Origin of the sequence: Duganella sp. P38 (assembly GCF_050859475.1) — a bacterium.
Taxonomy (GTDB): Bacteria; Pseudomonadota; Gammaproteobacteria; order Burkholderiales; family Burkholderiaceae_D; genus Rugamonas.
On record NZ_CP193936.1, the window covers coordinates 2,758,304 to 2,784,507 of the forward strand.

The 26,204-nt window shown below is 63.9% G+C and carries 28 protein-coding genes and 2 pseudogenes; 12 read left to right on the forward strand and 18 right to left on the reverse strand.

Going from position 1 to position 26,204, the window contains the following annotated elements; translation table 11 throughout:
• Window positions 1-3: 3 nt before the first annotated feature.
• From ACRQ5J_RS12810 to ACRQ5J_RS12820, 3 genes and pseudogenes are all read right to left on the reverse strand, one after another.
• Window positions 4-2,474: pseudogene (locus tag ACRQ5J_RS12810) on the reverse strand (TonB-dependent siderophore receptor).
• A gap of 77 nt (window positions 2,475-2,551) precedes the next feature.
• The gene (locus ACRQ5J_RS12815; RefSeq protein WP_432377313.1) at window positions 2,552-3,505 is read right to left on the reverse strand and encodes a FecR domain-containing protein; all 954 of its coding nucleotides are present in this window, start codon (window positions 3,503-3,505) and stop codon (window positions 2,552-2,554) included.
• Complete coding sequence (locus tag ACRQ5J_RS12820; RefSeq protein WP_432377314.1) at window positions 3,502-4,008, reverse strand: sigma-70 family RNA polymerase sigma factor; 507 nt, start codon at window positions 4,006-4,008, stop codon at window positions 3,502-3,504. Before ACRQ5J_RS12820 ends, ACRQ5J_RS12815 begins: the two co-directional genes overlap by 4 nt.
• A gap of 178 nt (window positions 4,009-4,186) precedes the next feature.
• Between ACRQ5J_RS12820 and ACRQ5J_RS12825 the strand changes: the two genes are divergently transcribed.
• Together ACRQ5J_RS12825 and ACRQ5J_RS12830 are read left to right on the forward strand one after the other, a co-directional pair.
• Window positions 4,187-4,870 (forward strand): hypothetical protein, encoded by a 684-nt coding sequence (locus tag ACRQ5J_RS12825; RefSeq protein ID WP_432377315.1) that lies wholly within the window; start codon window positions 4,187-4,189, stop codon window positions 4,868-4,870.
• Between the two features lie 62 nt (window positions 4,871-4,932).
• A complete protein-coding gene (locus tag ACRQ5J_RS12830; protein ID WP_432377316.1) occupies window positions 4,933-5,886 on the forward strand; it encodes an MBL fold metallo-hydrolase in 954 nt (317 codons plus the stop codon).
• A gap of 86 nt (window positions 5,887-5,972) precedes the next feature.
• Here the strand turns inward: ACRQ5J_RS12830 and ACRQ5J_RS12835 are convergent, their stop codons facing one another.
• Together ACRQ5J_RS12835 and ACRQ5J_RS12840 are read right to left on the reverse strand one after the other, a co-directional pair.
• Window positions 5,973-7,028 (reverse strand): alkene reductase, encoded by a 1,056-nt coding sequence (locus tag ACRQ5J_RS12835; RefSeq protein ID WP_432377317.1) that lies wholly within the window; start codon window positions 7,026-7,028, stop codon window positions 5,973-5,975.
• Window positions 7,029-7,039: 11 nt separating this feature from the next.
• Window positions 7,040-7,329: pseudogene (locus ACRQ5J_RS12840) on the reverse strand (ArsR/SmtB family transcription factor).
• A gap of 126 nt (window positions 7,330-7,455) precedes the next feature.
• Between ACRQ5J_RS12840 and ACRQ5J_RS12845 the strand changes: the two are divergent.
• Window positions 7,456-8,466: a hypothetical protein gene (locus tag ACRQ5J_RS12845; protein WP_432377318.1), complete on the forward strand. Its 1,011-nt coding sequence runs from the start codon at window positions 7,456-7,458 to the stop codon at window positions 8,464-8,466.
• A gap of 2 nt (window positions 8,467-8,468) precedes the next feature.
• Here the strand turns inward: ACRQ5J_RS12845 and ACRQ5J_RS12850 are convergent, their stop codons facing one another.
• Together ACRQ5J_RS12850 and ACRQ5J_RS12855 are read right to left on the reverse strand one after the other, a co-directional pair.
• On the reverse strand, window positions 8,469-8,666 hold the full coding sequence (locus ACRQ5J_RS12850) for an entry exclusion lipoprotein TrbK (protein WP_432377319.1): 198 nt from the start codon (window positions 8,664-8,666) through the stop codon (window positions 8,469-8,471).
• 2 nt (window positions 8,667-8,668) lie between these two features.
• The gene (locus tag ACRQ5J_RS12855) at window positions 8,669-9,028 is read right to left on the reverse strand and encodes a DUF1304 domain-containing protein (protein WP_432377320.1); all 360 of its coding nucleotides are present in this window, start codon (window positions 9,026-9,028) and stop codon (window positions 8,669-8,671) included.
• A gap of 201 nt (window positions 9,029-9,229) precedes the next feature.
• Here ACRQ5J_RS12855 and sugE point away from each other — a divergent pair, with 201 nt between their 5' ends.
• Window positions 9,230-9,547: a quaternary ammonium compound efflux SMR transporter SugE gene (gene sugE / locus ACRQ5J_RS12860; RefSeq protein WP_432377321.1), complete on the forward strand. Its 318-nt coding sequence runs from the start codon at window positions 9,230-9,232 to the stop codon at window positions 9,545-9,547.
• Here the strand turns inward: sugE and ACRQ5J_RS12865 are convergent.
• The 3 genes from ACRQ5J_RS12865 to ACRQ5J_RS12875 are packed head-to-tail and all read right to left on the reverse strand — an operon-like array spanning window position 9,544 to window position 14,196.
• Entirely contained in the window at window positions 9,544-10,503 is a 960-nt protein-coding gene (locus ACRQ5J_RS12865; protein ID WP_432377322.1) for a succinylglutamate desuccinylase, read from the reverse strand. The two genes, sugE and ACRQ5J_RS12865, sit on opposite strands and share 4 nt — an antisense overlap.
• A 52-nt stretch (window positions 10,504-10,555) precedes the next feature.
• Window positions 10,556-10,927, reverse strand: a complete 372-nt coding sequence (locus tag ACRQ5J_RS12870; protein WP_432377323.1) for a hypothetical protein — start codon at window positions 10,925-10,927, stop codon at window positions 10,556-10,558.
• Complete coding sequence (locus tag ACRQ5J_RS12875) at window positions 10,924-14,196, reverse strand: winged helix-turn-helix domain-containing protein (protein ID WP_432377324.1); 3,273 nt, start codon at window positions 14,194-14,196, stop codon at window positions 10,924-10,926. Before ACRQ5J_RS12875 ends, ACRQ5J_RS12870 begins: the two co-directional genes overlap by 4 nt.
• 160 nt (window positions 14,197-14,356) lie before the next feature.
• Here ACRQ5J_RS12875 and ACRQ5J_RS12880 point away from each other — a divergent pair, with 160 nt between their 5' ends.
• Window positions 14,357-14,965, forward strand: coding sequence for a glycoside hydrolase domain-containing protein (locus ACRQ5J_RS12880; RefSeq protein ID WP_432377325.1), 609 nt, complete (start codon window positions 14,357-14,359; stop codon window positions 14,963-14,965).
• Window positions 14,966-14,967: 2 nt separating this feature from the next.
• Entirely contained in the window at window positions 14,968-15,258 is a 291-nt protein-coding gene (locus ACRQ5J_RS12885; protein ID WP_432377326.1) for a hypothetical protein, read from the forward strand.
• A gap of 18 nt (window positions 15,259-15,276) precedes the next feature.
• On the opposite strand, the gene ACRQ5J_RS12890 is transcribed toward ACRQ5J_RS12885, so the two are convergent.
• The 4 genes from ACRQ5J_RS12890 to ACRQ5J_RS12905 all read right to left on the reverse strand — a co-directional run bounded on the left by ACRQ5J_RS12890 (window position 15,277) and on the right by ACRQ5J_RS12905 (window position 17,720).
• A complete protein-coding gene (locus ACRQ5J_RS12890; protein WP_432377327.1) occupies window positions 15,277-15,741 on the reverse strand; it encodes a hypothetical protein in 465 nt (154 codons plus the stop codon).
• Window positions 15,741-16,073, reverse strand: a complete 333-nt coding sequence (locus tag ACRQ5J_RS12895) for an SMR family transporter (protein ID WP_432377328.1) — start codon at window positions 16,071-16,073, stop codon at window positions 15,741-15,743. The genes ACRQ5J_RS12890 and ACRQ5J_RS12895 overlap by 1 nt, the downstream gene beginning before the upstream one ends.
• A gap of 126 nt (window positions 16,074-16,199) precedes the next feature.
• Window positions 16,200-17,081, reverse strand: a complete 882-nt coding sequence (locus ACRQ5J_RS12900) for a pirin family protein (protein WP_432377329.1) — start codon at window positions 17,079-17,081, stop codon at window positions 16,200-16,202.
• 39 nt (window positions 17,082-17,120) lie between these two features.
• Window positions 17,121-17,720 carry an FMN-dependent NADH-azoreductase gene (locus tag ACRQ5J_RS12905; RefSeq protein WP_432377330.1) on the reverse strand — a complete coding sequence of 200 codons (600 nt, stop codon included), beginning with the start codon at window positions 17,718-17,720 and terminating at the stop codon, window positions 17,121-17,123.
• A 116-nt stretch (window positions 17,721-17,836) separates the two neighbouring features.
• On the opposite strand from ACRQ5J_RS12905, the gene ACRQ5J_RS12910 reads away from it, so the two are divergent.
• Complete coding sequence (locus tag ACRQ5J_RS12910; RefSeq protein ID WP_432377331.1) at window positions 17,837-18,433, forward strand: LysR family transcriptional regulator; 597 nt, start codon at window positions 17,837-17,839, stop codon at window positions 18,431-18,433.
• Window positions 18,434-18,452: 19 nt separating this feature from the next.
• Window positions 18,453-18,734 (forward strand): LysR substrate-binding domain-containing protein, encoded by a 282-nt coding sequence (locus tag ACRQ5J_RS12915; RefSeq protein ID WP_432377332.1) that lies wholly within the window; start codon window positions 18,453-18,455, stop codon window positions 18,732-18,734.
• 87 nt (window positions 18,735-18,821) lie between these two features.
• On the opposite strand, the gene asd is transcribed toward ACRQ5J_RS12915, so the two are convergent.
• Window positions 18,822-19,667, reverse strand: coding sequence for an archaetidylserine decarboxylase (gene asd / locus ACRQ5J_RS12920; RefSeq protein ID WP_432377333.1), 846 nt, complete (start codon window positions 19,665-19,667; stop codon window positions 18,822-18,824).
• A 164-nt stretch (window positions 19,668-19,831) separates the two neighbouring features.
• On the opposite strand from asd, the gene ACRQ5J_RS12925 reads away from it, so the two are divergent.
• The 3 genes from ACRQ5J_RS12925 to ACRQ5J_RS12935 all read left to right on the forward strand — a co-directional run bounded on the left by ACRQ5J_RS12925 (window position 19,832) and on the right by ACRQ5J_RS12935 (window position 23,344).
• A complete protein-coding gene (locus tag ACRQ5J_RS12925) occupies window positions 19,832-22,030 on the forward strand; it encodes a TonB-dependent receptor plug domain-containing protein (RefSeq protein WP_432377334.1) in 2,199 nt (732 codons plus the stop codon).
• A 290-nt stretch (window positions 22,031-22,320) separates the two neighbouring features.
• Window positions 22,321-22,611, forward strand: a complete 291-nt coding sequence (locus ACRQ5J_RS12930) for an H-NS family nucleoid-associated regulatory protein (protein ID WP_432377335.1) — start codon at window positions 22,321-22,323, stop codon at window positions 22,609-22,611.
• 112 nt (window positions 22,612-22,723) lie between these two features.
• A complete protein-coding gene (locus tag ACRQ5J_RS12935; RefSeq protein WP_432377336.1) occupies window positions 22,724-23,344 on the forward strand; it encodes an LON peptidase substrate-binding domain-containing protein in 621 nt (206 codons plus the stop codon).
• Here the strand turns inward: ACRQ5J_RS12935 and ACRQ5J_RS12940 are convergent.
• From ACRQ5J_RS12940 to trpS, 3 genes are read right to left on the reverse strand one after another with little or no spacing between them, the layout of a single operon-like run.
• Window positions 23,341-24,300: a DMT family transporter gene (locus ACRQ5J_RS12940; protein WP_432377337.1), complete on the reverse strand. Its 960-nt coding sequence runs from the start codon at window positions 24,298-24,300 to the stop codon at window positions 23,341-23,343. The two genes, ACRQ5J_RS12935 and ACRQ5J_RS12940, sit on opposite strands and share 4 nt — an antisense overlap.
• A gap of 12 nt (window positions 24,301-24,312) precedes the next feature.
• Window positions 24,313-24,609 carry a DUF1294 domain-containing protein gene (locus ACRQ5J_RS12945; protein WP_432383642.1) on the reverse strand — a complete coding sequence of 99 codons (297 nt, stop codon included), beginning with the start codon at window positions 24,607-24,609 and terminating at the stop codon, window positions 24,313-24,315.
• The gene (trpS, locus tag ACRQ5J_RS12950) at window positions 24,606-25,652 is read right to left on the reverse strand and encodes a tryptophan--tRNA ligase (RefSeq protein WP_432377338.1); all 1,047 of its coding nucleotides are present in this window, start codon (window positions 25,650-25,652) and stop codon (window positions 24,606-24,608) included. The genes ACRQ5J_RS12945 and trpS overlap by 4 nt, the downstream gene beginning before the upstream one ends.
• A 274-nt stretch (window positions 25,653-25,926) precedes the next feature.
• Between trpS and ACRQ5J_RS12955 the strand changes: the two genes are divergently transcribed.
• Entirely contained in the window at window positions 25,927-26,163 is a 237-nt protein-coding gene (locus tag ACRQ5J_RS12955; RefSeq protein ID WP_432377339.1) for a hypothetical protein, read from the forward strand.
• Window positions 26,164-26,204: the final 41 nt, after the last annotated feature.

The following is a 26,204-nucleotide window of genomic DNA, read 5'->3' on the forward strand; positions in this document are numbered from 1 at the left end:
GTTTTAGAGCTTGTAGTTCAGGGTCAGCGTGGCGCTGCGCGGCGCGCCGTAGGTGTTGCCGCCGGTGCTCCAGCCGATGCCCTGGTAGTAGACCTTGTCGGATACATTGTTGAGGTTGAGGCGCAGGTTCAGCTTGTCGCTGAACTTGTAGCCGGCATGCAGGCCCAGCACCGTGTAGCCCCCTTGGCGGATGTTTTCGTCGTCCGACGAATAGGTGGCGTTCTGCGCCACCAGCGAGCCGCCGACGGTCCAGCGTTGCAGCGCGCCGGGCAAGCGGTAGCTGCTGCTCAGCTTGAGCTGGTGACGCGGCAGGTCGGGATCGAACAGCTTGCCGACATTGCTGGCGTCGGAGTCGGTGATGTACTTGGCCGACACATAGGTATAGCCCGCCGTGGCCTGCCAGCCCGGCGCCAGTTCGCCGGCGACCTCCATTTCCACCCCTTGCTTTCGACCTCGCCGGCCGCGCGCGAGCAGAAGGTGCCGCCGCCGCTCGGGCAGGGCGATGGGCCGTTGATGTCGGTCATCGCGCGGTTCTCCTGGCTGACCTGGAAAACGGCCAGGCTGGCGTTGAGTGCGCCGCCGAAGTATTCGCCCTTGATGCCGGCCTCGTAGTTGGTGCCGGTGACCGGCTTGAGCAGCTTGCCGCTGGCGTCCACGGTGCTTTGCGGCTGGAAGACTTCGGTCCAGCTGGCGTACAGCGAGTGGTAGGCGTCGAGCTCGTAGGTGGCGCCGGCATACGGCGTGATTTCGCGCGTGACCTTGTAGCCGGCGTGGCTGCGGTCGTCATTGTAGTCATACCAGCTGCTGCGCGCGCCGACGATCAGCGACAGCGGATCGCTGATGCTGAAGCGCGCCGAACCATACACGCCGCTTTCCTTCAGCGTGCTGCCGATGCCCCAGCGCTGGTAGTTGACGGCCGGGCGACTGGCGGCATACGGGTCGAAGCGAAGCGGGTCGAAGGGCAGCGGCGTGGCGCGGATGCCCCAGTCGCCGTAGTTGTCGTTGATCGCCTTGCGGTGGCTCAGGCCGAGCGATGCCTCGTGCTTGCGGCCCAGCAGCGCGAACGGGCCGCCGACGGTGGCGTCAAAGCTGGTCTGTTCATTGTCCAGGCGGTAGGCTTGCGAGTTCTGCGAGAAGCCGGCGTCGCTGCCGCGAATCGAGGTGAACATCATGTCCACGTACTGCCATTTCTTGATGGCGGAGAGCTTGGCTTTCCAGCCGCCGCTCAGGCGCTGATCGAGTTCGGCAAACACGGTCTTGTCGGTCTGGTTCCAGAAATCGTAGGCGTTGGCGAGGGTGGCCGCGCGCGGCAGGTCGAATTGCGCGCCGTTGTCGTGGGTCGGCAAGGACTGGTAGCCGCCGGTGTTGTTCAGCTCGCGGTAGTGCGCGCCGACCGTCAGCGTGGTGCCGCGCGCCAGGTCCGCTTCCAGAATGCCGTAGGCCTGCCTGGTGCGGTCGTGCGAGACGTCGTAGAAATAGTCGCGGTCCTGCATGGCCACCACGGCGCGGCCGCGCAGCGTTTTCGCCTGGTTGAGGGCGCTGGAGGCGTCGAGCTGCAACTGGTAGTCGTTCCAGCGGCCGGCGCTGGCCAGCAGCGATACCTGCCGCTCGGCGGTCGGGCGCTTGCGCACCATGTTGATGGCGGCCGACGGGTTGCCGCTGCCGCTGGTCAAGCCGTTGGCGCCGCGCACCACCTCGATGCGGTCGTAGATTGCCAGCTCGGCGTTGTCGGCGTTGAACGTGCCGTTGGCGCCCATGCTGGTCGGCAGGCCGTCCAGCAGCATATTGTTGATCGGGAAGCCGCGCGCGCTGAAGCTGCCGGAGTTGCCCGAGTAATAGCCTTTCTGCATGACCAGGCCGGTGATGTTTTTGACGGCGTCGTCCAGCGTGACCAGGCCGAGGTCGTCGATCTGCTGGCGCGTCAGCACGCTGACCGATTGCGGCGTTTCGCGCAGCGACAGGTCCATGCGGGTGGCGGTGCTGGCGGCGCGCGCGGTGTAGGAACCGCTGCCTTCGGTGGCGTTGTTGCGCGCGCCGTTGATCGTGATGGCTGGCAGCGCGGCCTCGACTGCCGGTTGCGCGCGCGGCGCCGGCGCGGCCGCCGGCGTCGGCTGCGGCGCGGGCGCGGCTTGAGCGCGCTGCGCGCGCAACACATAGCCGCCGTTGTCCACGCGCACCGCTTCCATGCCAGTGCCTTGCAGCAGCGCGGCAAAGCCGTCCTGCACCGAGTGGGCGCCACGCAGGCCGGCCGTGGTCTTGTCCGCGGCCTGGTCGGCGGTGAAGATGATCGAGATGCCGCTGCTCATGGCGAAGTTGCGCAGCGCCGGGCCGAGCGGGCCGGCAGCGATGTTGTAGTCCTGGCGCTGGGCCCGGGCGGCGGGGGCGGTCTGCGCGTGCACCGGCGGCAGCGCCCCCAGGCACAGCATCAGGGAGATGGCGCAGGCGATCGGCCGACGTTGGAAATTATGTTGCATGACAGTTCCTCAAGTAAGTAAAAATGGACTTCTTACTGAATAGGTGCCGCAACTTTTCAAATCGGGCAGGGGTTTTTTTATCTTTTTTCGAGATGCACCCAATACGGGCTGAACGTGCGGACCCGCACCGGCAGCGATTGCGGCAGCATGGCCAGGATGGCGTCGGTATCGTTCAGCGGGAACACGCCGGAGAAGCGCAGGTCGGCCAGCGCCGGATCGCAGCGCAGCACGCCGCGCCGGTAGCGCCCCAGCTCGGTCAGGAAGTCGGCCAGGCGCATCTCGTCGGCGACCACGGCGCCCATGGTCCAGGCCACGTTGTCGCCGCTCGACGGCGTGGCTGCGGTGATGTCGCGCGCCGAAAACGAAGTGCGCTGGCCGCTGAGCAGCGTTTGCGCCGCGCGGCCGCCGTGCGCCGTCGTGATGGCAACGGCGTCGCGCTGCACGTCCACCTGGGTGCGCTCGCCCAGATGGCGCACGGTGAACACGGTGCCCAGCGCCTGCACGCGGCCGTGCGTAGTCTGCACGATGAAAGGCCGGTTGGCGGCCGACTTTGCGTGGCCGGTCTCGATCCGGATTTCCCCCTCCACCAGTTCCAGCAGGCGCTGCTGGGCGGCGAAGCGCAGGTTGACGGCGCTGTTAGTGTTGAGCAGGACGCGGGTGCCGTCGTCCAGCGTCCATTCGCGGCGCTCGCCGACGCCGGTGCGCAGGTCGGCCGTCATCTGTTGCCATGGCTGCGAGCGACTGCCCATCACGCCGGCCATGCCGGCCATGCCCAGCCCGAGCAGCACCCTGATGGCCTTGCGCCGGCTGGACGGTGGCGTGGACAGGGCTTGGTAGGCGGCACCGCCACGCAGGCCTTGCAGGCGCGCGCAGACTGCCTCGACATGCTGCCACGCATGTTCATGGTCGGGATCGGCGGCGCGCCATTGGCGCCAGCGCCGCTGGTCGGCGTCGCTGAAGTCGCTGGACATCAGCGCTGTCAGCCATTCGGCCGCCTGGTCGGCGGCGGCGTCGCTGAAGCGAGGTTTCATGGCGCGAGCGCGAACAGGCATTGGCGGTTGGCGCGCGTCAGGTATTGCTTGACCGAGCTGGTCGACACTTGCAGTTGCGCGGCGATCTGCTCGTAGGTATAGCCTTCCAGTTGCGCCAGCAGGAAGGCCTGGCGGACCGCGCGCGGCAGGCCGTCGAGCGCGGCGTCGATTTCCTGTAGTGCCTGAATGGCGATCAGGCGTGTTTCCGGCGACGGCATGGCTTGCTCGGGCAGGGCGGCCAGCGCTTCCAGGTACGCGGTTTCCAGCAGGTAACGGCGGTGGCGATGCGCCAGCAGGCGGCGGGCGATGGTGGCCAGGAACGGCCGTGGTTCGCGGATGTCGTCGGCGTAGCCGGTGGTAATGACGTTGACGAAAGTGTCCTGCGCCAGGTCGGACGCCTCGCTGCTGTTGTCAAGCCGGCGGTGCAGCCAGCCCCTGAGCCAGGCATGGTGGTCAACGTAGAGCGTCTCGACGGTACTGGAGGAAAGCGGATTCGGTGGCACCGGAAAAAATGGTAATGAGAATTATTACTATTCATGATAAGCCAGTTCGTGCTGCTTGTCGACCGAATTTTGCCTTGTTGCAAACGTGCGCAACGTTTCCCTGAAAGAAATTATAGTCCTGCTAATTTCTTTCCATGGAGCTAATATGAAGTTGCGTGCACTTGCGCTTGTTGTTTCCTTGTCAGTCACGGCCACGGCCGCGCAGGCGGTGGAGTTCGACGTGTCCGGCGTCACGCTGGGCATGGACGCCGCCGCCGCGCGCAAGGCCATCGAGGCTGCCAACCCGAAGTACCAGATGGCCGACATCAAGAATCCGAAAACCGGCAAGGTGATCGGCACCAACGGGCTGATTCAGGGCTTCTCCAACACTGCCAACGAACACTTCCAGGTCATCTACGATGAATCCGGCAAAGTGTGGTTTGTCGGCAAATCGCAAACGGTCGCGCAGGGCAAGGGTTTCAGCAAGGAGCAGATGCTGGCGTCGCTGATTGAAAAATATGGCAAGCCGTCCTTCCATGGCGAGGGTTGGGCACGCTGGCATTTCGATCGCGCCGGCAAGCTGCATTTAGGCGAAGCAGACTCGCCATGCAAAGTTGGCGGCGGTGACAAGGCGCTGACGCCGATCAGCGTCGTCGGTCACTGGGTTCGCTATCCGGCCGGCTTCAATCCCAAGTGCGGCCGCGTGATTGAAGCGAGCTACAGCTGGGACCAAAAAACCGGGATCGTCAGCCACTACGGCGTGCGCGCCTTCGAGTCCGCCGCCGTGTATGACGTACTGATGCGCGACCAGGCCGCTGCCCAGAAAAAGCGTGACGACGCGCTGAAGCAAGAACTGGGCGCCGGCAACAAGCCTGGCCTGTAAATACACGGATCGGGTATTTGCGGTATTGTGACGTTCCCGATCATGTCAGAATAAGAGAAGCCATGTCCACACGTATCCTGAAACCCCTGGCCATCGCCGCAACCCTGCTGCTGGCCGCCGCCGCACAGGCCGGTGCGCCGATGGCGCGCTTCCAGGCGCCGGGTTTTTATCGCACCACGCTGGGCGACTTTGAAATTACTGTGCTCAACGATGGCACGCTGGATCTGCCGGTCGACAAGCTGCTGAAGCAGCCGCCGGCCAAGACCAATGCCGCGCTGGCCAGGTCGTTCCAGAAAAGCCCGCTGCAAACCTCGGTCAACGGTTTCCTGATCAATACCGGCAGCAAGCTGGTGCTGATCGACACCGGCGCCGCCAGCCTGTTCGGTCCGACGGCCGGCCAGCTGTTGAGTAATCTGAAGGCGTCCGGCTACAAGCCGGAGCAGGTCGACGAAATCTACATCAGCCACATGCATGGCGATCACGTCGGCGGGCTGGCCTCGAACGAGCAGCGCGTGTTCCCCAACGCCATCGTCCGCGCCGGCAAGCTCGATGCGGATTATTACCTGAGCCAGACCAATCTCGACAAGGCCGCGCCCGATGCCAAGGATAATTTCCAGGGGCCGATGGTGTCGGTCAATCCGTATGTAAAGGCGGGCAAGTTCCAGCCCATCGTGGCCAACAGCGAGCTGGTGCCGGGGATCAAGTCCTATTTCAACGGCGGGCATACGCCGGGCCATATCACTTATGTGGTCGAGAGCAAGGGGCAGAAGCTGGTGCTGCTGGGGGATTTGCTGCACGTGCAGGCGGTGCAGTTCGATGATCCGGGTGTCGGGATTGAGTTCGACAGCGATAGCAAGGCCGCTACCGCCGAGCGCAAGGCCGCGTTTGCGGCGGCGGCCAAGGGCGGCTACCTGATCGGCGCGCCGCATTTGTCGTTCCCGGCCCTGGGGCATGTGCGCAGCAACGGCAAGGGCGCTTATGTGTTTGTGCCGGTGAGTTACACCCAGCCGCGCTGAGCCGTCGTTCCCGCGCAGGCGGGAACCCATGGAACGCATCCTGGCCGGTTCAGCATGGATTCCCGCCTGCGCGGGAATGACGGCGCTCAGGCCAGGGCAGGGTAGTCGGTGTAGCCTTCCTGGCCCGGGCCATAGAAGGTTTCCGCTTTCCACGGATTGAGCGGGGCCCCGGCCTTCAGGCGCTCCACCAGGTCCGGATTGGCGATGTAATCCTTGCCGAAGGCGACCGCATCAGCCTTGCCGCTATCGAGCAGGCTCTGCGCCACTACCTTGTCCAGCTTTTCATTGGCGATGAACACGCCGCCGAATTCCCGCTTGATCAGCGGCGCCAGGCTGTCCTCGCCCACGGCTTCGCGCGCCGCGATAAAGGCGATCTTGCGCTTGCCCAGTTCGCGCGCCACGTAACCGAACGTCTCGGCCGGGTTGGCGTCGCCCATGTCGTGCGAGTCGCGGCGCGGCGCCAGGTGCATGCCCACGCGGTCCGGGCCCCAGACTTCGATCACGGCATCGGTCACTTCCAGCATCAGGCGCGCGCGGTTCTCCACCGGGCCGCCGTAGTTGTCGCTACGCTGGTTGGTTTTACTTTGCAGGAACTGATCCAGCAGATAGCCGTTGGCGCCGTGTACCTGCACGCCGTCGAAGCCGGCTTTCTTGGCGTTCTCGGCAGCCTTCTTGTAGGCGGCCACTACGCCGGCCAGTTCCTCGGTGTCCAGCGCGCGCGGCACCGGATACGGGCGTTGCGGACGCAGCAGGCTGACATGGCCTTCGGCCGCGATCGCGCTCGGCGCCACCGGCGCGTCGCCGTTCAGGAAGCTCGGGTCCGAGATGCGGCCCACGTGCCACAGCTGGGCGAAGATGACGCCGCCCTTGGCGTGCACGGCGGCGGTGACTTGTTTCCAGCCTTCCACCTGCTCATCGGACCACAGGCCCGGCGTGTCGGCGTAGCCGACGCCTTGCGGCGTGACGGCGGTTGCTTCGCTCAGGATCAGGCCGGCGCTGGCGCGTTGCTCGTAATACCTGGCCATCAGCGCATTCGGCACACGGCCGCCGCCAATGGCGCGGGCGCGGGTCAGCGGCGCCATGACGACGCGGTTCTTCAGGGTGAGATCGCCGATGGTGATCGGATCGAACAAAGTAGGCATGATGAGGTTCCCTATAGTTGCATTTGGTCGATGAAGGCCTGGATCACGGCTTCATCGCGTTTGAAATAATTCCACTGGCCGACCCGCTCCGACCTGATCAGCCCGGCCTTGACCAGCACCGCCAGGTGGGCCGACATCGTCGATTGCGACAGGCCCGCGCGGCGGTCGATCATGCCGGCGCAGACGCCCAGGCTCAGCGGATGCTGCTGCTCCGAAAAAATACCTCCGGCTCCTTCAGCCACGCCAGGATCTGGCGCCGCATCGGGTTGGCGAGGGCTTTGTGGATGGCGTCGATGTCCATGTTCGCTATATGTATCGTGTTTTTCCGATTTCAATATCGGAATTCTACGATATAAATAAAAAACGTGCCGGCGCGCGGAAAATCCTTTATGTTATGGAACATTGTTGAAAATTTATCTCAGCCCTTATGTCGAGTTCTTACCTGGATGTGGTGCTTGGCTTGTCGTACACCTTTCTGGCGGTGAGCCTGCTGTGCGCGGCCACGCGCGAAGCGATCGCCTCGCTGTTCCAGACGCGCGCCAAGGTGCTGCTGGACGGCGTGCTGACCATGCTGCACGAGCCGGCCGGCAAGTCGAGCTTGCGCGGCATCCTGCCGTCATTGCAGCGGCTGCTGCGGCTGGACGGCGGCTTCAGGCTCGACCAGCCGGAGGCGGCCTCGCTGGCGGCCGAGGTGATGCGGCATCCGCTGATCCGCGGCATGGCCCAGCGCGGCCGCATGCCGTCCTATATTCCATCGGCGATATTTGCGCGGGCCTTTGTGTCCACGCTGACCACGCGCTACGGCAAAGGGCAGACGGCCGCCGCGCTGCTGGCCAAGATCGGCAATGAGGGCTTGACGCGCACGCTGCTGGCCATCATGGGCGAGGGGCCGGACGATGTGGCGGCGCTGGAGAATGCGGTGCGCATCTGGTACGACACGGTGATGGAGCGCATCAGCGGCTGGTACAAGCGGCGCTCGCAGTTCGTGCTGTTCCTGGTGGGGCTGTTTTATGCGGCCGCGATGAATATCGACGCCTTGCAGCTGTCGTCGCGCCTGTGGGCCGACGCCGAGCTGCGCGACGGCATGGTGGCGCAGGCGCAGCTGGCGCACACGGCCGGCCTGCCGGTCGATGCCGCGCCCACGGCGCTGGCGCACACCAGGGCGGCCAGGGCGCAGGCGCAGCAACTGCAAAAGCTGCCGATCGGCTGGCCGTCGCCGCGCTTCGACGGCGTGGATGGCGTGTGGACGTTTACGGTGGCGCTGACGTTCGCGCTGATCGGCTGGGTGGCGACGGCGTTTGCCGCGTCGCTGGGTTCGCCGTTCTGGTTTGACGGCGTCGGCTGGCTGCTGGCGCTGCGCGGCACCGGCGCCAAGCCGCCGGCCGAAACCACGGCAGCGCCGACCATCACCATCGCGCTGCCGACCTTGCGCAAATAAGCTTATCGGGCGCGCTGCGCGCACTGCGCCGACTGGATCGCGCGCTCGGTGATGTTGTCGATGCTTTTGATCGCCTGCGGCGTGCAGCCGGCGTCGTTGACCACGTGCGCTTGCGGCTTGCGGCTGATCTCCCTGTAGCCGGTGAAGACCAGCGCGGCGGCGGCGCAGCCCATCAGCAGCCAGTTCACCCGGGTCTGCATGCTCAGGCCGCGAAGTGCAGCGCCAGGCCGATGGCGGCCGGCACGGTCTGGATCAGCAGGATAGAGCGCTTGACCGTGGCCGCGCCCCAGGCGCCGGCCACCGCCACGCACGCCAGGCCGAAGACGGTAAAGGCCGAGGCGATGGCCGCGTCCGGATGCAGCAAGCCGAGCGCCAGCGCGGCGACCAGAAAGCCGTTATAGCAGCCCTGGTTCGACATCGCCGCCCGCATGACTTCCGCCTTCTCCTTGTTCAGGCCGAAGACGCGGCGGCCGCGCGAATTGAACAGCACGGTTTCCAGCAGGACGATGTAGACGTGGATCAGCGCGACCAGCGCGGTGACGATCTGGGCTGCCAAGTGCATGAGTGCTCCTCGTTGTATGTTGATCGAACATTATCGCCTGCCAGGGCCGGCCGCGGCTAGAGGCCCTGCACCAATTTTGCCAGAATGATATAGTTCGGCCTCTTGTGCTTCCGCGGGGACGACCCCGCATGACCGGGAGCGCGACGCCCGTTGCGGCGTTTCACCTGGCCTGGACGACCCGGCCGCAACGGGAGTAGACACATGACCTGGATTGTCCTGATTTTGGCCGGCTTGCTGGAAGTGGTATGGGCGGTCGGCCTGAAATACACCGAAGGCTTCAGCAAGCTGGCGCCGTCGGTGCTGACGCTGGCCGCCATGGCCGGCAGCGTCGGCATGCTGGGCCTGGCGCTGCGCACGCTGCCACTGGGCACGGCGTATGCGATCTGGACCGGCATCGGCACCGTGGGCACGGTGGTGTATGGCATCGTCGTGCTGCATGAGCCGGCCAGCATCGTGCGGCTGACCTGCATCGCCATGATCGTCGGCGGCATCATCGGCCTGAAAGTCTCGACCGCTTAAAACGCCGGGTTGGGGCGGGTCAGGTAGTACCACTCGCTGTTGGCGCCAGCGGCCGCGTCCGGAAACAGGATGCGGCCATCGAATTCGGCCAGCACCGCTGTGCCATCGGCGCGCCGGCCGATTTGCTCGCCTTGCCTGACCTCGTCGAAGCTGGCCCAGGCGCGGCTGAACCGGTCGCCGGCATGCTGCTTGTCGTAGACCGCGACCATGCTCAGTGCCTCCATTTGCCCGGGCGCGACCGGCGCCGGCGCCGGGGCATCGATCATGCCGAGAAAGGCCAGCGTGTTCAGGATGGCGCGGTAAGCCACCTCGGGCGCCTGTGGGTCGGTATGCTGTCCGCACTCCAGCGTTAGCGCATAACCGCCGACCGAGCGCATGTATTCGGTAGTGCCCATGCCGTAGCGCAGCACGGTCTGCAACTGGCTGCTGTTGCCGATGCGCCGCCGCACGCCGGCGTCGTAAGTGCGCAGCCAGCCGTCGACAAAGCGCCGCACGCCAAGCCGCCGTGCCAGCGCGCGCTCCTGCTGCTCATGCCGGAACGGCTCCAGCGGCCCATCGTTGTTGCGCGGCCCGACCATCACGAACGGTTCGCCGGCGCCGCTGAACGAGTGCACATCCAGCAGCACATCATGTTGCGCCAACAGCGGGCAGAGCCAGTTTGCCGCATAGTCCTCAAAATCCTGCGGATCGGCGGTGGGGAACAGATTGCGGTTCAGATTGCGGTCGCCCTCGCGCTCGCCTTTGGCATACGCCAGCGGATTGGCCACTGGCACCAGGGTCAGGCTGCCGCGGCGAATCACGAGTTCGCCGCTGTCAAGCTGCGCCATCAAGCGCTGTAGGGCGCGGGCGCCGCAAGTCTCGTTTCCATGCACGGCGCCGGTGATTATCAGGCGGATCGCCGCCGGCTGGCCACCGTAGTGCCGAGCATGAAACTGAAATCCGGCCGCCGCTGTCATGTGGGTTCCTCTGTAGGCGGTCCGGCAAGCGTGGCTGCCGGACCGGGAGTATTTAGTCCGGATCGTTGTCGACTTCCGGATCGTGGCTGAATTCAACGCCACGCTCATCGACGAAGTTCAGGTTGATATTGATGGTCATCTTCGACGTATTGGCGTCATTGAAGCTCAGGACCTTGCCGCTGATGCCGGCGGCCGGTGGGCTCAGCTGATCGTTATCGGCCGGCACCACGGTCATCGGGTTTTTCCGGTTGAAAACGATGTTGTTCTCGCCGGAGTCGACGATCTGGTAGTTAATCACCGTGTCCGGCTGCTTGATGCTCAGGACGGCGGGCGCGGTTTCCACCTTGTAGGTGCCGGGCACGCTGCCGGGACGCACTTTCACTGAAACATTGATGAACGGGGTGCTTGCAATCAGCTTGCTCATAAACTGCCTTTCTTTGGTTGGTGGGTCGAAATATAGTTCAGATATGCCGGATCGCGATAGGCCATCGCCTTCAGCTGTGTTTGTGATGGTGCGGCGGCGTCCAGCTGCCCCAGGCAGGCATGGGCTTTTACCCACGGCGCCAGCACCTGAAAATCGGCGCTGTCGCGCAGCAACGGTTCAAGCATGCCGCGCACGGTCTGGCACGGCTGTCCGCTATCGTCGCCAGTTTGCGCCGCAGCCAGGTCCGCGCTTAACAACAGGGCGTCCACCAAGGTGTTGCGGATCGAGATGTCGGTCGGGGTGGACTGGTAGAGCTGTTGCAGCCTGCGCAGCGCAGGGGCCAGGGTTTCCACCGCTTTTGCCGGCTGGCTTTGTTGTAGGTAAATGCCGGCCTTCTTCTTCTCTACATTGGCGATCAACACCTGCAAAGCCAGTTTCTTGGGTTCCAGGCGGCTCAGTTCACTGACATTATGGTGAAGCTTATCGAGCCGCGCCATCACTTCAAGCGGCTTTTGCTCGCTGCCATTCGTCTCGATCAGCCGCAACTCGGCGGCATACAGGTTGCGTTGCCAGATGCGGTTGCTGCCGTCCTTTTCCACCATGGAGCGGCGGAATGCATACGCTTGCGCGCTGGCCTTGCTGCTGCCGGCGAGGTCGCCGCTGGCCTGCCGCAATTCCGACTGATGGGCCCAGGTCGCGGCCAGCTTGTTGAGCCACAGTGATTCCATCGGGTTGGCTTGGTAGAGTTTCTCCAGCAGGCCGAGGGCGCGATCGTTCAACTCCTCGGCAAGACGGAGTTTGCCCAACTGCATATGCGCGCTGGCCTGCCACGACAAGCCGTTTGCAAGATCCGCCGCCAGGCGGTTATTGCCCGGTTGCTGCTGGTAGGCGCGGTGCTTCAAATCGACAGACAGGGCGAACTCGCTTGCCGCGCGCTGCAAATCGCCGCTGCGCAGCGCAACCGTGCCCAGATTGCTGTGCGCGTAGGACTGTTCGATCCAGGCATCGACAGATTGCGGCGCCAGGGCGGCCTGGCGATCGGCATAGTCGCGGTATTCCTCGAAATACCGGCGGGCCGGGTCCCACTCCTTCTGATCGAGATGGATTTGCCCCAGCCAGAAAGCATTTTCGCCAGCGCTTTTAAGTAACTTCAGGTCGGCAGGGTGGCGCTGAAGCTGGGCCTGAAGAATATGGCGCCCGGCCAGCAATGCCGTACTGGCGCCGGACGGGTCGGCGCGGGCGATACGCACTTCGGCGATGACCTGCAGCGATTTGGCGCGCTGCGCCAGCGCGGTGTCGCTGTCATTTTCGCGCGACGAATCGGACAGATACTTGAGAGCGCGATTGCTGACGCTGTCGAGCAAGTCCAGCTTGCCCAGGGGGCGCAGTTTCTCGACGAAGTCGCCCAGCATATAGCCCAGCAAGTCCTCGGCTTCGACGCGGTGCGATTCCGCCAGGGTCTGCGCCGAGCGGGCGGCAAGGCCGAGGCCGCCGGCCAGCAAGGCCAATGCGGTGACGACCACCATCACGCCCATGCGCATGCGCTCTGCCCGGCGCCCGCTTTGCAGCGATGCTTCGACGAATCCTTGTTCTTCGGCGGTGAAATGGAAGCCGCTGGTGTTTACCAATTGCCGGGCCTGGTTGGTCTGGGTGCCGGACGGCAGCAGCATATCGCGCTGGCGACCGCTTTCTTGCCAGCGCCTGGCCTGCGCGCTGATGCGGCTGCGGATTTGCAGCGCCTGGCGGTGCTCCTCGATCCATTCGACCACGCGCGGCCAGCGCCGCAGCAGCGCTTCGTGGGCGATGCCGAAGAACGGCGCGCCGCCTTGCAGGTCGCTGACGAATAGGTGGGCGTCCACCAACGCCTGCACCAGCTTGTTCTCGGCGTCGTTGCGCAGCGCCGACCATGGCACGCGGCGCGAGCTGACCGTCGATTCGTCTTCCGCCACCAGCACCAGTTGCGACAGCACGTGGGGCAGGGCGGCAATTTGCGCCGTGCCCAGCGCGGAGATGACTTGCTCGGCGCGGGCGCCGATGGCGCCTTCGAGGCCGCCCATGGCGTGGAAGGCGGCGTGCGTCAGCTCGCCGTCGGCGGTGCGCTGGCGGTACAGCTCCTGCAGGCAGTATTGCAGCAGCGGCAGGCTGTCCGGGCCGGAGCGGGCGGCCTGGCAGAGTACCTCGTCCAGGCCTTCGCCGTTGTCGTCGACGGTGTAGCGCAGCTGCGCCACCTGCGCCGGGTGGCGCACGATCTGCCCGATGTCGGCGCTGCCCGGCGGTGACAGGTCGAAGTGGCCGCCGCTGAGTTTCAGATTCATCAGCGCCGGGTAGGACGCCAGATGCGGGTAAAAGTCGTTGCGGCAGGCCAGCACCAGCTGCATGCAGCCGGAGCGCGCCAGCTGGTCCAGCACGTTGATGAACACTGCGCGCTCGACGTCGGTGACGTGCGGCAGCCGGAACACGGCTTCGAAGCGGTCGATGAACAGCAGCAGCCGGATGGAAGGCACGCGGCGCTGCAATTGCTCGATCAGCAGCGGCAGGTCGTGCGCGAGGCGCTGCGCCAGGCCGGCGGCGCTGGTGTTCTCAAACAGCAGCCTGTCGTCGATTTCGGCGTCCAGCAGCACGCTGGCCAGCGTTTCCAGCAGGCCGGACTGGCCCATGTCGGCGCAGTCGAGCTGGACGTGGGCGCTGATGGCGATGCCGGAGTCGGCCGGGGCGGCGCCGGCTTTCAGCGCCGGAATCAGGCCGGCCTGCACCAGCGAGGTCTTGCCGGCGCCGGACGGTCCCAGCACCAGCACCATCGCGCAGGCGGCCTGGGCTTGCGCCACCACCACCTGCACCAGCTGGTCGACGCTGACCTTGCGGCCGAAGAAGATGGCGGCGTGCTGTTCCTCGAACGCTTCCAGCCCCCGGAAAGGCGAACTGTGCAGCCAGCTGCCCTGACTGACCTCGTCGTCGTAGCTGAGTTCGGCCAGCAGGCGGTAGCCGCGCTTGCGGATGGTTTCGATGTAGCGCGGCTCGGTGGCCGAATCGTCCAGCGCGCGGCGCAGCTGGGTAATGATTTTGTGGATGGCGTTGTCGCTGGGCGAGACGTCGCCCCAGCAGGCGTCAAGCAGGGTTTCAGCGGAAACGACCACGTGCGGATGGCGGCACAAGTACAACAAAACGTCCATGGCGCGCGGCTCCAGTTGCCGGTTTAACACACCGCAACTGAGCGTATTGGTCGCGGGGTCCACCCGCCACTCGCCAAAACGAAAACTCTTGTGCTTCATTCCTACCTTTAAAAATCAATGACTTAGTTTCCGGAAGGTTTCCAGAAGGCTGACTCGGCCGGGTCTGGGTAGAGTTGTTCCGTGTAAATACTAACACTATCTCTAGAGAAATAGTTAAGGTTTTATATGACCAAAGTTTTACAAACGTTACGGAGAACCCATGACTGTTTTAACCGGCGTGAAAGCCCCGTTTGAACTGACGCAATATGCAATCGCCATCAAGCAACAGGGCATCGACTTCGCCATCCGCCATTACACCCATCAGGCCGGCAAGAGCCTGTCGCTGGCCGAGGCGCGCGCGCTGACCGAGGCCGGCATCCAGATTGGCGTGGTGTGGGAGACGCCGGACGTGCACCCCAGCTATTTCAGCCGCGCGCAGGGATGCGCCGACGGCGCCGCCGCTTACCTGATGGCGCAGGCGATGATCGCCCAGCCGTCCGGCTCGGCCATTTACTTTGCCGCGCCCGAGGCCAGCGGCTGCGACGCGGCCACCCGCTATTTCGAGGGCGTCAATCAGGCGTTTGGCGCGGCCGGCCCGGCCGAGCGCAAGTACCAGGTCGGCGTGTACGGCGCGGCCATCTGCTGCGATACGATGATGGCGCGCGGCCTGGCGACGGTCGCCTGGCTGGCGGACGCGCACGCCGGCGCCGACTACAACCTGACACAGTTGCAGGCCGCCAGCCTGCCGGTGGACGACGGCCAGCGCATCAATGTCGGCATGGTGCGCAACAGCCCGGACCGTCCGGCCGGCCTGTTCCGGGTGCTGTAACGATGAATATCTGCTTTACGGAGACGCCGTCGCGGAAGACGGTCAAGCCGGCCAAGACGGTTTTTCTTAACAATACCGGCCAGGATGTGACGCTGAAGTTCGTCACCGCGCCGGACCTGGTGCTGGCGGCGTACACCATCAGCACCGGCATCAGCGCGGCCATCGACCACATCCGGCTGGGGCCGGCGCAGTATTATTCCTGCCACAGCCAGAACGTGGCCATACCGGCCAATTGCGCGGCGGTGCTGACGGTTTCAAACGGCGTGCTGACCATGGCCATATCCGCCTGCTAAGCCGGCTATGCCGCCCGGCTAGTTCATCTCGATCACGTCAAACGGCGACTGCGTGGAGCCGAGGAAGGCCATGACGGCGCGGGCGCGGTCGCCGAGGTCGTAGCCGGCGGTCGATTCGACCACGCCGCGCAGGCCCGGGATCACTTCGGCGATGTGCGGGCTTTCGTAGGCCAGCACCAGCAGCGCCGCCAGTTCGCTGGCGCGGCCGCGGTTGATGCGCATGCGCTCTTCCAGCACCGCCAGCAGCGCGCGCTGCATGCGCGGCGTCGGATTGGTGATGTAGCCGAACACCAGCGGCGTGTTGCTGATGGCGTCGCATAGCCGGTTTTCGATCTGCTCCGGCTTGACGTCGGAGGCGATGTCGAAATAGGCGCCGTTCCAGCGCGTGCGTTCGTAGGGATGGCCGGGCGGGAAGGAGTCGGCGGTTTCGAAGCCGAGCATGTGGCTCAGGCGGCGCAGCCATTTCAGCAGAATCGGCATCATCAGTGGGCGGCCGCTTTCGAAAATACGTTCATCACCACCACGCCGGCCACGATCAGGCCCATGCCGATCAGCGCCGGCAAGTCCAGCTTCTGGCCGAACACCAGCCAGCCGACCAGCGTGATCAGCACAATGCCGACGCCGGACCAGACCGCATAGGCGATGCCGACCGGGATCGAGCGCAAGGTCAGCGACAGGAAATAGAAGGCAATGCCATAACCCGCCACCACCAGCAGGGACGGCAGCAGCCGCGAAAACCCCTCGCTGGACTTCAGCGCCGAGGTGGCGATGGTTTCCGATAGGATGGCGACGCCCAGATATAACCACTGTTTCATGTATCTCTCCTGTAATGCCGCGATTATCGCAAAAAAACGGCCGGGGCAGGGCCCGGCCAAATAGGGAGAGATACAAATCGGCAGCCCCAGGCGCAGGCGGTCTGCACCTGGTGGCTGTTGTAACAGTTACGCGTGGGCTTCCTCGCCCAGTTTACCGGCGCGGAAATCTTCCACGGCGGCGAAGATTTCAGCTTGCGTGTTCATCACGAACGGGCCGTACTGCGCGATCGGCTCGTTCAGCGGCTGGCCGGCGATCAGGATGAAGCGGCTGGCTTCATCGGCCGTGATGGTCACGCCGTCGGCGCCCTTGGTGTTGGCCAGGATCGCCATGCGGCCGGCGGCTACCGCCTTGTCGCCGACGCTCGCGGCGCCGCGATAGGTGAAGATAAAGGCGTTATGGCCTTCCGGCAGCACCTGGCTGAACGACGCGCCGGCCGGCAGGTCGACGTCGAGGTACAGCGGCGCGGTCACTTCGCGCTGCACCGCGCCGTCCACGCCATGCGAACGGCCGGCGATCACCTTGACCCTGGCGCCGGCCTCGGTGCTGAACACCGGCACGTCGGCGCCGTTGAAGTCGCGGTACCACGGATCGCGCAGCTTGTCCTTGGCGGGCAGGTTCAGCCACAGCTGAAAGCCTTCCATCACGCCGTCTTCCTGCTCCGGCATTTCGGAGTGGATCACGCCGCGGCCGGCGGTCATCCACTGCACGCCGCCGTTGGTCAGCAGGCCTTCGTTGCCGGCGCTGTCTTTATGGCGCATGCGGCCTTCGATCATATACGTCACCGTTTCGAAGCCGCGGTGCGGATGGCTCGGGAAGCCGGCGATGTAGTCGTTGGCCTGGTCGCTGCCGAAGTTGTCCAGCATCAGGAAGGGATCGAGGCGGCGCTGCAGCGTCTGGGTCAACACGCGATTGATCTTGACGCCGGCGCCATCCATCACGGCCTGGCCGGTGATGATGCGTTCCACGCCGCGTGGGGCGCTTACTTTGTCGCTTGCTTGAACAGTCATGTCATTCTCCAATGTTGGTTGCTGCGCAGCCGCTGCTGCTTACACCAGTACGGCGTTGATTTCTGCTTCTGCCTGGGCTTGCGCCTTGGCTACCGCTTCCGGACCCATGCCCAGGCCTTCGGCGAACACGTATTGCACATCGGTCAGGCCGACAAAGCCCAGGAACATCTTGATATGGGCCAGCTGGGTGTCGGTCGGGCCGTCGCGGTGGATGCCGCCGCGCGACAGCGCCACATAGACTTTCTTGCCGGTCAGCAGGCCGACCGGGCCGGTCGGGCCGTACTTGAAGGTCACGCCGGCGCGGGCAATCGCGTCGAACCAGGTTTTCAGCTGGGCGGTGATGCCGAAGTTGTAGGTCGGCGCGCCGATCACGATCACATCCGCTGCCTGCGCCTGGGCGATCAGCGCATCGTCCAGCGCCACGCGGGCGGCTTGTTCGGCGCTGCGCTGGTCGGCCGGGGTGAACAGGGCCTGCAGCGCGACTTCGTCCAGCACCGGGTGCGGGTTGGCGGCCAGATCGCGGCGGGTGACGCTGGCGCCTGGATTGGCGGCGCTGATTTTGGCGACCAGGGCGTCGGCCAGACGGGTCGATTCGGAACCGGTGCTGCGGGCGCTGGAGTTGATTTGCAGGATGTTCATGGTGTTGCTCCTTAAATATTGGTGAGTGCTGCGTCGATGGAGTAACTTTAACCGTTTCAAATTCCATCCGGAAGGCGTTAAAATGGATAACATTAATCCACTGATGGAACAATGTGATGGAAATCGACCCTGGCGACCTGTTGTTGTTTGCCCGAATTGTCGAGTGCGGCAGCTTCAGCCTGGCGGCGGAACGGGTGCAATTGCCCAAATCGACGGTGTCGCGGCGCATCACGCTACTCGAAGGCAAGCTGGGCGAGCGGCTGCTTCAGCGCACCACGCGCAAGCTGGTGTTGACCGAATTTGGCGCCAGCCTGCTGGAACACGCGCAGAAGGTGGCCGACGAAACCGAGGCCGCCGGCGCGCTGGTGCAGCACCGGCAGGTGGCGCCGAGCGGCCTGTTGCGGGTGTCGATGCCGGCCGACTTCGCCAACGTGGCGGTCAGCACCGTGCTGGCCCAATTCATGGACCGCTATCCGGCCATTTCGCTGGAGCTGGACTTGTCGCCGCGCCGGGTGGACCTGGTGGCGGAAGGCTTCGACCTGGCCATCCGCATGGGCAATCTGCCGGACGACGCCACGCTGGCGGCGCGGCGCATCACCTTCAGCTCGTGGGCCTTGTACGCGTCGCCGCGCTACACCAATCTGCGCGGCCTGCCGGAGCATCCGGATGATTTGTACAAGCACGACCTGTTGAGCCTGCCGCCGCGCTGTTAACGGGCTGATACGCTGGACGATGTCGCGCGGTAAAACCGAATGGGAGCGCGAGCTGCCGGTGCGGCTGCTGGCCAATTCACCGGAGCTGCTGGTGCGCATGACGGCCACCGGCATCGGCATCGGCGCCTCGACCGAGGCGGTGGCGCGGCCGTATCTGCAACGCGGGGAACTGGTGCGGGTGCTGCCGGAGTGGTCCTTCCCGACCGTGACCGGCTGGGCGGTGTTCCCCGGCCGCCGCCTGATGCCGGCCAAAACCCGCGTCTTCCTCGATATGCTGGAAGGGGCGTTCGCCGACGTTTAGGCAACGAACAACGGCGCGATGCCAGCTGGCATGACGATATTCAGGACGATCAGGCTGGCTGGACGGGTGTGCAAGCGCGCCTTGCGCTTACTTTAGCTGCGCCATCTGTTCGCCCAGCTTGACGGGCGCGGCTGGCTGCCAGTCCGGGTTGAACTTCAGCACATCTTTTTGGAACAGCATGACGACGGTGGAGCCGAGCAGGAAGCGGCCCAGCTCGTCGCCTTTTTTCAGCACGATGTTCTGGTCGGCGTACTGCCATTCGGTCACTTGCGGCAGCCGTGGCGGATTGACCACGCCATGCCACACGGTCGCCATGCTGCCAACGATGGTGGCGCCCACCAGCGTCATGACAAACGGGCCGTGGGCGGTGTCGAACACGCACACCACGCGCTCGTTGCGGGCGAACAGGCCGGGGATGCCGCGCGCGGTGGTCGGATTGACCGAAAACAGCTCGCCCGGCACATAGATCATGCGGGTCAGCTTGCCATCGATCGGCATGTGGATGCGGTGGTAATCGCGCGGGCTCAGGTACAGATTGGCGAAGCTGCCATGCTGGAATTGCGCGGCCAGCTGGGCGTCGCCGCCGACCAGCGCGGTGGTGCTGAATTTATGGCCCTTGGCCTGGAAAATCTGGTCGTCCTCGATATCGCCGAACTGGCTGATGCGGCCGTCTACCGGGCAGACGTAAGCGGCGTCCGCCAGCGGGCGCGCGTCCGGGCGCAGCGCGCGGGTAAAGAATTCGTTAAACGTCTTGTAATTGGCGATATTCGAATCGAGCGCCTCGTCCATATTGACGTTGTAGCGACCGACAAACCAGCGGATCAGGCGGGTCGTATAAGCGCCGCCCCTGGCGCCGGCGACGCGCCCGGCGAAATTGGTCAGCGCTCCCTTGGGGAGCAAATACTGCGGCAAGACGGCGAGGCGATCGGACACGATAGCAAATCCATGCAAATTAACGATCGCGCATTATAGCGCCCGGAATTGTCATATTCGCGAGGCGGCGTTATGAAATTTCGCGAAACCTTGTTAAAAACTGAATTATCTCCATTGAATGGAGGCATAATTTCAGGCATTCCAAAACTTGCCGAGCCCGCATCATGCCTATTCGTTTGACGCAAATAGCCGCCGCCGCGATTTCCCTTGGTGTTACCGCCGCCCGGGCCGATGTCGAACAGCCCAAGCCCGCCGAGCAAATGATGAAAGTGGAGATAAAAGGCTCCGCCGCAAAATATGACGCGCGGCGCGATGATACCGCCAGCAAAACCGTGGTTAGCGCCGAGGAAATACAGAAATATGGCGATACCTCGGTCAATGACGTGCTCAAGCGCCTGCCCGGCATTACGGTCGGCGGCGCGGCTGGCCGCAGCGGCGGCGAAATCCGCATGCGCGGACTCGGCGCCGGTTACACGCAGATTCTGATTAACGGCGAACGCGCGCCGGCCGGCTTTGCCATCGACTCGCTGGCGCCGGACGTAATTGAACGCATCGAGGTGCTGCGCGCCGCCAGCGCCGAGTTCAGCACGCAGTCGATCGCCGGCACCATCAATATTGTGTTGAAGAAGGCGCTGAAATCCGCGCAGCGCGAGGTGAAGTTCAGCCAGTCCAAGAGCAGCCGCGCCAGCTCGCCGAGCGCCAGCCTGCAAATGTCGGACAAGAATGGCGCCACTTCGTACTCGCTGGGCGCCAACGCCTGGCGCTTCATGTATGACCGCGCCACGCCGACGCTGGAAACCGGCACCGACGCCGACGGCATGCCGGACCTGGCGCGCACCGCCACCTGGCAAGACGCGGGCCGCGGCGAAGGCTTCAATCTGTCGCCGCGCATCAACTGGGCGCTGGACAATGGCGACACGCTGACTTCGCAATCGTTCGTCAACTGGAACCGCTTCAACAGCAACAGCCGCAGCCGCACGGAAGTGGAGTTCGGCGAAGGCCCGGACTACGACCGCATCGACAGCAGCTACAGCAACCACGGCGGCTTCGCCCGCACCGAGCTGAACTGGATACACAAGCTGGAGGAGGGCGCCAAGCTGGACCTGAAGGCGGCCGTCAGCGCCAACCGCAACACCTCGGATTCGCACCAGCTGGGCGGCAACCACGGCGAGCTTGCCACGCTGTACCGCGTTGTACACTCGGAAAGCCGCGAGCAGGGCTTCAGCACCCAGGGCAAGTATTCGACGCCATTCACCTTCGGCAAGCCCGACAAGGAGGCGGATGCCACCGAGCACGCGCTGTCGCTCGGCTGGGACGCCGGCGTGACTGAGCGCGACGATCTGCGCATCCAGCGCGACGCCGACCTGCCCGGCAGCATGCCGATGAACAGCGATGAAGGATTCGACGCCCGCGTCACGCGGCTTGCGCTGTATGGCCAGGATGAATGGAATATCACGCCCAACTGGTCGGTCTACGCCGGCGTGCGCTGGGAAGGACTGGACACGCGCGCCGATGGCGGCGCCGTGGATGCCGTCGAGAACCGCTCCAGCGTGCTCAGCCCATTGATGCAGACGCTGATCAAGCTGCCCAACAAGAAAGACCAGATCCGCCTGGCGCTGACCCGCACTTATAAAGCGCCATCGACCGCGTCGCTGATTCCGCGCCGCTCGACGTCCACCAACAACAGCCCGACCGAGCCGGATCGCCGCGGCAATCCCAACCTGAAGCCGGAGCTGGCGCTGGGCCTCGACGCCTCGTTCGAGCATTACTGGGGCGAGGGCGGCCTGCTGAGCGCCAGCGCCTCGGTGCGCCGCATCGAAAACTACACGCATCAGGGCTTGTTCTACGAGGATGGCCGCTGGGTGGCGAACGCGATCAACGATGGCCGCGCCGAGACGCGCGGCATCGAACTGGAGGCCAAGCTGCCGGCCAGCGTGCTGATGGATGATGCGCCCAGGCTCGATCTGCGCGCCAGCATCAGCCGCAACTGGTCGCGCGTGGACGCGGTGCCGGGGCCGGACAACCGTCTCGACCAGCAGGTGCCGCTCAGCGCCACTATTGGCATCGACTATAAAACGCCGGATGGCCAATTGAGCACCGGTAGTAATTTCAGTTTCCGCAACGGCGGTCTGGCGCGCGTCAGCGGCACGCAGGGCGGCTATACGTCGGTGCGGCGCGATCTGGATGTTTATGCGCTGTGGAAGCTGGACGAGCAGAATAAGCTGCGCTTCGCCATTTCGAATTTATTGGCGCAGGATTACACCACCGAGAGTATCTATAACGACGCCAACGGCACGCTGAACCGGATCAGCGTGGCCGCCGGGGAAACCCAGTTCCGGCTCACCGTGGAAACCCGGTTTTAACCACGCCCCCGTCATTCCCGCGCAGGCGGGAATCCAAAGAACGCGTGCCAGTTCGCTCAACATGGATTCCCGCCTGCGCGGGAATGACGCGGTACTAGATTCTCGCCGCGCCTTATTCTTCTATTACACCGCACACAGTTGTGGAAAATATCCGTTTTTATCGCTATATTGGTATTTGTTTGGATATCTGTGGAATATCTTCGTCAAGTTATGGTAAATTGCGGCTATCAAATCTCACACATTGTCACTTGTGGTTTTTAAATCCAACCCATCGATAAGAAGGAAATAAGATGACGACTTACCAGGAATACAAAGCCAAGATCGCCGAGCTGGAAAATCTGGCCGAAACCGCGCGCAAAGATGAAATCGCACAGGCGAAAGAGAAAATCGCCAGCATCATGCGCGACTATGGCCTGACCATTGCGGATCTGAGCGGCGTAGCCAAGGCTAAAACGTCCAAACCGCGCGCGCCGGTACCAACCAAATACCGTGACGACGCCACCGGCCAAACCTGGACCGGCCGTGGCCGCGCGCCAAAATGGCTTGAAGGCAAGAACAAAGACGATTATCTGATTAAGTAATCATTTTGCCAAAGCTGGTGGCCAGGGTTTATATTGAATAAACCGGGCACCAGCTTTATTCTTTTTCATCGGCCGTGAGCCAGACTGATGCATTTCGTGAGATGATTGCGACATGCCATCCATTCCACTGTTTCCACTGAAAACAATTCTCTTCCCTGATGGGCATTTGCCCTTGCAGGTGTTTGAAGTGCGTTATCTGGATCTGGTCAAACGCTGCATCGCCAAGGGCGAGGAATTCGGCGTCGTCTCGCTGCTCGATGGCAGCGAAGTGCGCTTGCCGGATCAGCATGAAACATTGTCCGCCTGCGGCACCATGGCGCGCATCATGGATTGGGCGGCGCCGTTGCCGGGGCTGCTGCAAATCTCCTGCATCGGCACCACGCGCTTCCAGATCAAATCCGCCGAGCAGCTCAAGCATGGGCTGTGGATGGCCGAGGTCGACGAGGTGGCGGAAGACATGGTCGTACCGATTCCGAGCGAACAGCAGGACGTCGCCAATGCGCTGGGCGCGCTGATCCGCTCGCTTCAAAAGAAACAGATTTCGACCGCCAATATGTCGCTGGCGCCGCCGTACCGGCTGGACGAGGCGGGCTGGGTGGCCAACCGCTGGTGCGAGCTGTTGCGGCTCGACCTGGAAGAGAAACAGCGCCTGCTGTTGCAGGAGAACCCGGTGCTGCGCCTGGAACTGGTGCAGGACGTCCTGAGCGAGAACGGCCTGCTCGACTCGCATTAATCGGCGTGGGCAGCGCCGGGCTCATCCAGCGCGTGGATGCGCACCGACCACATCACGCCCGCCACCAGTAATGCCATGGCGGCGATTTCCAGCCCGCGCGGCCACTGCTGCTTGTAGATGAAGCCGTACAGCAGCGCGAACAGCGTTTCAAACAGGATCAACTGGCCGGACAAGGTCAGCGGCACCTTGCGGCTGGCGACATTCCACAAGTGGTTGCCGATGGCCGAGGCGCCGAGCGCAATGATCCCGTTGACGGTCCAGAACAGCGTCCAGTCGCGCCCGCTGGCTTGCGCTGCCGCGCCGGTCACGTCGCCGAGGAACAAGGCCAGCGCGGCCAGCGCGATCACCAGCGCGATCAGGCCGCTGGACACGCCGTACAGCGCCGACCATTCGCCGCTGCTGAAGTGGGGATTGCGCTTCAGGTAGCGGGTGTTGTCGACCGAGTACCAGGTCCAGCACGCCAGCGCGCCGGCCGCGCACGATACGCCGAACAGTTTCTGCCCCAGCGGCAAGCCGTTGCCGGCATCATGGGTGAAGACGTCGAGATTGATGCAGGCGATGCCGGCTGCAACCAGCAATAGCGGCCAGGTCAGCTGTTTCAGCGGCACCGCGCCGTGGTCTTTCTGGCCCATCAGCGTGACCGAGATCGGCAACACGCCAATGATCAGCGAGGTGGCCGCCACGCCGGCGAACTTGACGCCCAGCGCGAGCAACATGTAATAGACGATGTTGCCGGCCAGCGCGTGCTTGACCATGGCGCTGATGTCGGCGCGGTCGAGCCGGCGCAGCAGCGGCAGCAGGCGCGTCGACATCAGCGCGGCGGCGATCAGCCCGTAGGCGATATAGCGGCCGCAGGCCATTTCCAGCGGCGTGAACGCGCGCAGGAATTCCGGCGCGATGAACACCATGCCCCACAGCGCGCCCGCCAGCAAGCCACACAACACCCCTTGCCACATGGTTGAAAATCCTTAGAAGAGGGCGTGCATCAGCCACCAAATGCCGGCGACGTTGAGCGCCACCGTGCACCAGTAGGCCAGCTGGAACGAGGTCTTGACGGTCTTGTGGCGCAGCAGGCGCTGCGCCAGCAGGCCGCCGGGCCAGCCGCATAGCAGGCCCATCAGCAGCAGCGTGCGCTCCGGGATGCGGCTGCGCCGGTCGATGGCGGCCGACTTGTCGAGCGCGTAGGCGATGAAGCAGGCGACGCTGGCGACGCCGTAGAACGACGCCAGCCACAGCCAGGTCAGCGCGGCGTCGGGCGCGATCAGAAGTAGCTCAGGCCGAGCGCGGCCTTGACTTCATCGGCGGTCCTGGCCGCCACTTCGCGCGCCTGCATCGTGCCTTCCTTCAGCAGCTGCATGATGTAGCCCTTGTCTTTTTCCAGCTCCTCGCGGCGCGCGCGGATCGGCGCCAGCAGTTCCTGCAGCACCAGTTCCAGGCGCTTCTTGACGATGGAGTCGCCCAGGCCGCCTCGCACGTAGTGGGCTTTCATTTCTTCCAGCTTGTCCTTTTCCGGATCGAAGGCGTCCAGGTAGATGAAGGCGACGTTGCCTTCCAGGTGGCCGGGGTCTTCCACGCGCAGGTGCAGCGGGTCGGTGTAGACCTTTTTGACGGCGGCGGTGATCTCGGCGGCGCTGGCGCCCAGGTTGATGGTGTTGCCCAGCGACTTGCTCATCTTGGCCTTGCCGTCGATGCCCGGCAGGCGGCCGATGTCCGGCACCAGCGCCTTGCACTCGGTCAGGATGTCCTTGTTGGCGATGCGGTTGAAGCGGCGCACGATTTCGTTGGTCTGCTCGATCATCGGAATCTGGTCTTCGCCGACCGGCACCAGCGTGGCCTTGAAGGCCGAGATGTCGGCCGCCTGCGAGGCCGGGTAGGTGAGGAAGCCGGCCGGGATGTCGCGCTCGAAGCCGCGCAGCGCGATTTCGGTCTTGACGGTCGGGTTGCGCTCGAGGCGGGCGACGGTGACCATGTTCAGGTAATAGAAGGTCAGTTCGGCCAGTTCCGGAATCTGCGACTGGATCAGGATGGTCGACTTGGCCGGGTCGATGCCGACGGCCAGGTAGTCCAGCGCCACTTCGACCACGTTGCGGTGCACCTTGTTGGTGTCGTCCATATTGTCGGTCAGCGCCTGGGAGTCGGCCAGCATGATGAATTGCTTGAACTGGTGCTGGTATTCGACGCGGTTGCGCAGGCTGCCGACGTAGTGGCCCAGGTGCAGCGGACCGGTCGGACGGTCGCCGGTCAGGATGATTTGCGGGCCTTTCGGCGCGGTGGCGACAGCTTCGTTGGTTTGTTCGGTCAGACTCATCAGGGTTCCTTGACGTTGCCCCGAATCTGGCGCTTTGGATGTAAAAACGCCACCAGACTAGGGCGGCGTTGATAAAAATATCACATCACTATGGGTATACAGTGGCCGCGCTCGCTAGGAGCGGCGCCAATATGTGCGGGTGTGAAGCGGGGCATAAAAAATCATGGCCGTATGGTTGCAGTTTGGTGGCGGTCTGTCAAGGTGCTGTGCCGCCGCAAGATGGCGCGGCGGCACGGAACTATGCTGGAGGAGGGCGGTCTGACAAGGATGTAGTATGCCAAACATCGATATGGTTGCTGTAATGGATAATCTGATCAAGGGCGGCTTTACCGAGCAGCAAGCGCATGTGTTGTCGCAAGAGCTGCTCAAGCTGATTGACACCCATCTGGCCACCCGGGATTACCTCGATCTGCGCCTGGCACAGCTTAAGATTGAAATTATTCAATGGATGGTGGGCTTACTAGTGGTGCAATCCGGCGTGATTGCCGCGCTCTTCAAGCTGCTGCATTAGTGGTATATTGCTTCACTGGAAATCTTTCTCGTGGAGCCGTC

Coding starts and splice junctions, on each gene's coding strand:
- ACRQ5J_RS12815 (WP_432377313.1), bottom strand. CDS start 3,505: ATGAAACCTCGCTTCAGCGACGCCGCCGCCGACCAGGCGGCCGAATGG.
- ACRQ5J_RS12830 (WP_432377316.1), top strand. CDS start 4,933: ATGTCCACACGTATCCTGAAACCCCTGGCCATCGCCGCAACCCTGCTG.
- ACRQ5J_RS12835 (WP_432377317.1), bottom strand. CDS start 7,028: ATGCCTACTTTGTTCGATCCGATCACCATCGGCGATCTCACCCTGAAG.
- ACRQ5J_RS12845 (WP_432377318.1), top strand. CDS start 7,456: ATGTCGAGTTCTTACCTGGATGTGGTGCTTGGCTTGTCGTACACCTTT.
- ACRQ5J_RS12850 (WP_432377319.1), bottom strand. CDS start 8,666: ATGCAGACCCGGGTGAACTGGCTGCTGATGGGCTGCGCCGCCGCCGCG.
- ACRQ5J_RS12855 (WP_432377320.1), bottom strand. CDS start 9,028: ATGCACTTGGCAGCCCAGATCGTCACCGCGCTGGTCGCGCTGATCCAC.
- sugE (WP_432377321.1), top strand. CDS start 9,230: ATGACCTGGATTGTCCTGATTTTGGCCGGCTTGCTGGAAGTGGTATGG.
- ACRQ5J_RS12865 (WP_432377322.1), bottom strand. CDS start 10,503: ATGACAGCGGCGGCCGGATTTCAGTTTCATGCTCGGCACTACGGTGGC.
- ACRQ5J_RS12870 (WP_432377323.1), bottom strand. CDS start 10,927: ATGAGCAAGCTGATTGCAAGCACCCCGTTCATCAATGTTTCAGTGAAA.
- ACRQ5J_RS12875 (WP_432377324.1), bottom strand. CDS start 14,196: ATGAAGCACAAGAGTTTTCGTTTTGGCGAGTGGCGGGTGGACCCCGCG.
- ACRQ5J_RS12880 (WP_432377325.1), top strand. CDS start 14,357: ATGACTGTTTTAACCGGCGTGAAAGCCCCGTTTGAACTGACGCAATAT.
- ACRQ5J_RS12885 (WP_432377326.1), top strand. CDS start 14,968: ATGAATATCTGCTTTACGGAGACGCCGTCGCGGAAGACGGTCAAGCCG.
- ACRQ5J_RS12890 (WP_432377327.1), bottom strand. CDS start 15,741: ATGATGCCGATTCTGCTGAAATGGCTGCGCCGCCTGAGCCACATGCTC.
- ACRQ5J_RS12895 (WP_432377328.1), bottom strand. CDS start 16,073: ATGAAACAGTGGTTATATCTGGGCGTCGCCATCCTATCGGAAACCATC.
- ACRQ5J_RS12900 (WP_432377329.1), bottom strand. CDS start 17,081: ATGACTGTTCAAGCAAGCGACAAAGTAAGCGCCCCACGCGGCGTGGAA.
- ACRQ5J_RS12905 (WP_432377330.1), bottom strand. CDS start 17,720: ATGAACATCCTGCAAATCAACTCCAGCGCCCGCAGCACCGGTTCCGAA.
- ACRQ5J_RS12910 (WP_432377331.1), top strand. CDS start 17,837: ATGGAAATCGACCCTGGCGACCTGTTGTTGTTTGCCCGAATTGTCGAG.
- ACRQ5J_RS12915 (WP_432377332.1), top strand. CDS start 18,453: ATGTCGCGCGGTAAAACCGAATGGGAGCGCGAGCTGCCGGTGCGGCTG.
- ACRQ5J_RS12925 (WP_432377334.1), top strand. CDS start 19,832: ATGCCTATTCGTTTGACGCAAATAGCCGCCGCCGCGATTTCCCTTGGT.
- ACRQ5J_RS12930 (WP_432377335.1), top strand. CDS start 22,321: ATGACGACTTACCAGGAATACAAAGCCAAGATCGCCGAGCTGGAAAAT.
- ACRQ5J_RS12935 (WP_432377336.1), top strand. CDS start 22,724: ATGCCATCCATTCCACTGTTTCCACTGAAAACAATTCTCTTCCCTGAT.
- ACRQ5J_RS12940 (WP_432377337.1), bottom strand. CDS start 24,300: ATGTGGCAAGGGGTGTTGTGTGGCTTGCTGGCGGGCGCGCTGTGGGGC.
- trpS (WP_432377338.1), bottom strand. CDS start 25,652: ATGAGTCTGACCGAACAAACCAACGAAGCTGTCGCCACCGCGCCGAAA.
- ACRQ5J_RS12955 (WP_432377339.1), top strand. CDS start 25,927: ATGCCAAACATCGATATGGTTGCTGTAATGGATAATCTGATCAAGGGC.